The organism is Chloroflexus sp. (assembly GCF_034432675.1).
Classification (GTDB): domain Bacteria; phylum Chloroflexota; class Chloroflexia; order Chloroflexales; family Chloroflexaceae; genus Chloroflexus.
Genome location: NZ_DAOUBI010000087.1, coordinates 1 through 5,977, shown reverse-complemented (window position 1 = coordinate 5,977; position 5,977 = coordinate 1). Strand labels below are relative to the sequence as shown.

At 54.8% G+C, this 5,977-nt stretch carries 5 protein-coding genes; 2 read left to right on the top strand and 3 right to left on the bottom strand.

Annotated features, from left to right (window positions below; translation table 11 throughout):
* Positions 1–403 precede the first annotated feature (403 nt).
* Together VAE55_RS06800 and VAE55_RS06795 are read right to left on the bottom strand one after the other, a co-directional pair.
* Positions 404–1,615, bottom strand: a complete 1,212-nt coding sequence (locus VAE55_RS06800; RefSeq protein ID WP_322815044.1) for a TRAP transporter substrate-binding protein — start codon at positions 1,613–1,615, stop codon at positions 404–406.
* Between the two features lie 133 nt (positions 1,616–1,748).
* Positions 1,749–2,654: an AEC family transporter gene (locus VAE55_RS06795; RefSeq protein WP_322815043.1), complete on the bottom strand. Its 906-nt coding sequence runs from the start codon at positions 2,652–2,654 to the stop codon at positions 1,749–1,751.
* 1,198 nt (positions 2,655–3,852) lie between these two features.
* On the opposite strand from VAE55_RS06795, the gene VAE55_RS06790 reads away from it, so the two are divergent.
* Positions 3,853–4,248, top strand: coding sequence for a response regulator (locus VAE55_RS06790; protein ID WP_012258189.1), 396 nt, complete (start codon positions 3,853–3,855; stop codon positions 4,246–4,248).
* Between the two features lie 93 nt (positions 4,249–4,341).
* Positions 4,342–4,494 carry a hypothetical protein gene (locus VAE55_RS06785; RefSeq protein WP_322815042.1) on the top strand — a complete coding sequence of 51 codons (153 nt, stop codon included), beginning with the start codon at positions 4,342–4,344 and terminating at the stop codon, positions 4,492–4,494.
* Positions 4,495–4,501: 7 nt separating this feature from the next.
* Here the strand turns inward: VAE55_RS06785 and VAE55_RS06780 are convergent.
* On the bottom strand, positions 4,502–5,977 hold a 1,476-nt coding region (locus VAE55_RS06780; RefSeq protein WP_322815041.1), incomplete at its 5' end, for a polynucleotide adenylyltransferase.

Here is a 5,977-nt window from a genome sequence, read left to right as displayed (position 1 = left end):
GTATGCCACGCGCCGGATCGTGAGCACGGCTGGTGCGGCAGCATGGCTGCCGCACTCCAAACTGCACGACACGCGCATGACAAGCGAGTAAGGCACCCAATCCAACGAGTGATGGCACTGGCGATGATCGTCAGCGCTCCTCGCTTCCATACTGGCAGACCGGGAGCAGGGTAGACTTTCGTTGGTCATTGGCAAGCGTTCACGGGCCTGAGCAATGGTCGGGTAGCACGACCGTACAGCTTTTATGAAATAAGTGCTAGACAATCCGCAATGACTGCTATTAAACCAGAGTCACTGAACAGCCAGTAGAGATGCCTGGCCGCGTCCCTACCGGGTTTGCGTACAAACAAAAAGTCGGGTGGAGCAGAGGATTCACCCGACTTTTTGCTTCCAATACTCGAATTTAAATGGGATTGTTCTTGACGAAGGTATTAAACGGCAGCTCGTTGGTCTGGTGCCAGCGCTGAATCTTCTGGCGGAAGGTGTTCCAACCGGGGAAAATCTCTTTGAAGGCTGCCGATTTGCTTTCATACTCGGCATACAACTCGAATGCCGCCTTCTGGGCTGCATTGAGAATCTCGTCGCTGTAGACGCGCAACTGTTTACCCTTGGCAACAATCCGCTCAAGGGCATCATTGTTCAACGCATCATACTTGGCAAGCATGTTCATGTTCGATTCCCATGCTGCAACCCGAATAAAGTTCTGATATTCCTTCGGCAACTTGTTCCAGGCATCGAGACTGAAGACTGCATGCAGGCTTGGCCCTGGCTCCCACCAGCCCGGCGCGTAGTAGAAATCGGCTGCATCAGGCAGACCCAGTTTCTCGTCGTCGTAGGCACCGACCCACTCAGCAGCATCGATGGCACCAGTCGAGAGCGCCTGGAAGATTTCACCACCGGGCAGAGTCTGCGTAACTACGCCGAGCCGTAGCATGACCTGGGCTCCCAGACCGGGGATGCGCATCTTGAGACCCTGCATGTCGGCAACGGTGTTGATCTCGCGGCGGAACCAGCCACCCATCTGGGTACCGGTATTACCGGCAACAAAGCAGATCACCCCAAAGTTCTCACCCAGCTTGTTGATGGCTTGCTCACCACCACCCTGGTAGAGCCAGGCGTTTTGCTGTTGGGCAGTCAAACCGAACGGCAACGAGGTTGCAAACGCCCACGCTGGATCGAGACCAACGTAGTAGTAGAGAGCAGTGTGGCCCGACTCGACGGTACCCTGCGAAACGTTCTGAAGTACTTCAAGACCGGGAAATAGCTCACCGGCGGGGAAGGTGGTGATTTTGAACATCCCATTCGACAGTTCGGCAACACGCTCGGCCAGCACTGTAGCTCCGCCATAAATGGTATCAAGTGCAATTGGCCAGCTCGTACCCATACGCCACTCAACTGCCGGCATTGACGAACCCTGAGCGGGGGCTTGCGTTGCCGGTGCTGGGGCCGTGGTTGCTGCTGCTGTCGGTTGTTCGCCACCTGCTGCCGTCGGTTGGGCAGGTGCCGCAGTGGGTGGATTAGTCACTGCCGGAGGCTGACCACACGCTGACAGAGTCAGACCAAGGCCACCGAGAACGCCTGCTGCGGCGCCACGCAGAAACTCTCGTCGTTTCATGTTGTGCTCCTGGGCAATCTGAATAATGAATATTCGATACTCCGATTATACACGAAATCACGAAATTACGCAAATCCTGATGTTATTGATCGAAAAACATTTGTTGATTCAGTGATTTCCAAATCAAAGCTCTTTATAGTAAGACTAAAACTATGGCCAGTGAAATGATACTAACCAGATTCGAGAATAACACGGTAGCCGTAACAAATTCAGGGAGCAATTCGTTCTCCATGGCAATAATACTGACCAGCACAGCCGTCGGCATACTGGCCTGCAAGATACCAACGTTACGTTCTAACTGTGGTAATGCAAACCAGCCTACCGTGGCAAATGCCAGCACCGGACCGCTAATCAGGCGAATGGCGCTGGCAATGAGGAGATCAGGATTGATCCGTGGAATACCGGCCGCTGCCAGTTGCGCTCCTAACACGATCAGCATGGTCGGAATAAGCGCACCGGAAAGGAGTTCCAGCGGACGCATAACCACCGGCGGTAAGCTGATGTTGAGCCAGTTAAATAATAAGGCCGGCGGAAGGGCAAGGAGAGCAGGAGTGCGGAAGACCTGCGCTGCCATCCTCAGGCTAAAACCACGGCTGAAGTTAGCAGCGCCAACGCACACGATAAAGGCAAGTACCAGATTGGCCAAAAAGTAAACGGTAGCTACACCAAGTGCTGCCGGACCTTCGGCGAACTGAATGATCGGTAACCCAAAATTACCAACATTACCAAAGGCGGCAATCATCACATACGCTGCGCTCATTTTGGCACTGCGCCTCAGTAGCCTGGCAACCAGGAAGGCAATCGCGATTGAACCGAGATAGACCACCGTGATAAAGCCAATCATACGCCCGGCCAGACCAGCTTCGATACGCGTTTGACTGAGGACGTAAAAGACAAAGGCGGGTGTCAGAATAAAATAAGCGAATCGCGAGAGGGTGCGGGCTTCGAGTTGCAGCCGGGGGCCGGTGATGTAACCGAGCAAAACCAGCAGAAAAACCGGGGCAAGCACATTCAGGAAGATACCGGGTAGTTGACTCATAACTGGTGTTCTTCTTTCACAAGACTCGCATGGTGAAGTTGCGATGGCGGTGAGACAGCGTTTTCAGGTGGTGTAGTCTGGCTTCAGCTTAGAATTGCTCGTCCTATCCTTTAACAAAAGCAGATACTTATACTCATATCAGATCTGAACTGACACTATGCGTCATACGGGTTGTCCTACTTTGGCGTGCCTCCAGGCGTGCCGGCGGCACGCCACTGATGGGTCACAGCACAGGTGCACGAACTGGTTCACTCGCAGGTGCATGCAGGACCAGCGCCAAGTGATGAGTGGCCAGCGGATGACGGTAGTACTACTTCCAGCAGGGCTCTGCAACACGCTCCCACTCTTACCCGCCCTCGCTGGGGGCGGGAACCACCGCTACCACGTGGCCCCCCCCGTTGTCGTGTGCTGGTTCAGGGTTGCGATACCCCACCGTGTCTTCGCCCAGCGGGGTATTCCAGGTGGTGGACAAGCCAAAGGCTCGTACTTCCAGGGCATACCCGTGCTTACACATCACGATAGAGTGTTCTAGAGCGCCGCCTGAGAGTGACAGTAGGTAGCAGGTCATGACTTTTATTATCCTGGATTAACATTATGTTAACTTTAAGCACAAATAGACATCTCCTCCATCATTGACAGGTCAGATGATCGGAACAAGAACACACGTCATATCTGTGACCGGTACGACTTATGCATGACATCGATCACGGTGAAGATGGAAGTATAGCTTCCACACGTCAAACCACATACCACGGACATCACGGAGCGTGAACGATGTTCAATCCAGCGCGTGATTGCTCCGTGGACAGGCGACGAAGCTTTTCCTTTCAGGTGTACTGCAAGCAAGACATGCGGTCTATGGTGCATTGGAAACGTTCATCAGCCTGTGCTGGCGCAATATGACGGAGACACAGCCTTGTGAGATACGTTCCGCTAAAAGAGCAGACGTTTTGCCAGAACTTGCAGTAGGACAGTGAACGTTCATCAGCTTTAACCCACCCTTTGTACAGCCTTTACAGATGTGTCTGGTCCTCAGGTGCTACTGTCATGTTCATGTCTCCCTGGTCATGCGTATAATACCACTTCTTCGGTGCTTGCCCGTCATGCAGGGCTGTGATACAATACTGCCATATTCGCCAGTTATGGGGTGGATTGTTTACAGGTAATAGGGCTTGTGGGAGATTAAGGAGTTTCTCCTATGTCCGATTTTTCCGGTCGCAATCCGGCAATCATTCTAGTTGAGGATGAGCCTGATATTCTCATCATCTTGCATCGCTTGATGCGAGATTTGACCGGGGGATACGATATTATTACCGTCAACAGCGGTGCTGACGCGCTTGCTCAGATTGCGCTCAGGAAAGTGCCGCTCGTCATCACCGATTACAATATGCCAGGTATGAATGGCTTGCAGCTTGCGGCTGCGATCAAGGAGACTTCGCCCGATACCTGTGTGGTGATGATTACTGCTTATGCGACGCCTGAGCTAGAACGACGCGCTCGCGAGCAACGTATCGATTATTATTTGTCTAAGCCTTTCCCGCTGGATCGCCTCGAACAAATCGTGCGTGATGTACTGCGCTCATACATCAGCTAGACATCAGATCGCTGTCATTCCCTCAGCGTAGCCTCCTCGTTACGATGATGACGCCTGTCATTCAAGCGTTCCCATTTCAGACGGAGGCACCTCATGAATGATTTGATGTCATTCCTGCCATCATTGTTGTTGTTCGGGATGATTGCACTAACCCTGATCCTGTTACCGCTCCTCGATGATGATCGTCCTACCGCCGGCGATCGGCAGCAAACCGACCGGATCCGTTTGCCGCGCCGACCACGCTGATGATCCATTATCCGTGATCGGTGGTCTGTAGTGTGCGAGCCAGCGCAATCGCCTCTTCAGGACTATGAATCTCTCCCGCCAGTTGCGCTTCGTGGATTAAGCGTAGCAGGCGACCTACTTCCGGCCCCGGTTTGATACCCAACGCAGCCATTAGGGTGTCGCCACGCAGTAATGGTGGCGGCGACGGGGTCGGCGCGTTCCAGTAATGGTTCAGCATCATTGCTACCCAATGGAGATGTTCCCGCCACGCCATCGGGTCAAGCCAGGGGCCACGGGTTGCCAGATGGTCGGCCAGTTCGTGCAAGAGAATGTCAGGCCCGGCATCGCCGGTATCACGGAAGAAGCGGGCAATCCCCCGCTCCGTGAGTTGACCACCACTCCGCATTTGGCCTGGACGCATGTGTTCGCGAACAATGCAGACCAGATATGCGGTGTCGGCCCGACTGAGCCGTAAACGCTGACCGATGATCAGAACGCGCTCGGCACCCAACCCCTGATGACCGTAGAAGGTTACTGTACCATCGGGATGGCTGACTTTCGTCTGCGGTTTGGCGTTATCGTGGAGCAGGGCTGCCAGTTTTAAGAGGGCTGCCCGCCGCACATTGCTGCGCCGTTGGTGGAGAAGGGTCTGATACTGTTCAGCAAACGGGAGTATGCATTCCAGGTGGGGATGGGTCTGGACAGCAACGGGTGGCTCGCCGTTGTCAATCAGCCAATCCAGCGCGGCAACTGTTTCCAGCATATGGGCCAGCACCGGCAGAAAATGGACATGCGGCTGATCGCAGGTGCGTGCCGCTTCCAGTTCGGGGAAGATGGCAGTGAGTGCGCCGACCTGATCCAGGAAGCGCAAACCGCCAGCGGCAGCTAACCCATCGCAGAGCTTGAGCAATTCGTCACGGATGCGTTCAACGGCAATCGCCGATAGTAATGGGACTACCTCACGTGCAGGTATCACCAGTTCGGGCACAGGGATGAGCTGATGGGTGGCGCGAAAGCGACCGGCCCGGATCACACGCAACGGGTCATCACGTAGACTGGTCGGGGTACACGGGCGCAAGCGGCGTGCGTCAAGATCGGCCTGCCCGTCGAGTGGATCAAGTAATGCACTCCAGTCGCCCCGGCACGCTGCATCCAACGGGAGTGCCAGCGCATTTACGGTAAAGTCGCGCAGGTAAAGATCGGACACAATATCGGCTGCCCGCAGGCGGGCGCAGTCGATCACGATGCCATCAGGCAGCACGACGCGACCGGTATCACGTTCGCGATCAAGCAGCACGAAGGTGCCCTGGCCGGCATCGGCAAGCGCCTGCGCGAGCGCCAGACCACTCCCGTCAATCGCAAGATCGAGATCAACCGGCTGGTGCCCGGTTAAAAGCTCTCGGACTGCACCACCGACCAGCCACACCGAGCGCGACGTACAGGCGGCAATAAGCTGGAACAGGTTGTTAAGCTGGTCATTCACCATAACACGAACCAGGATCAC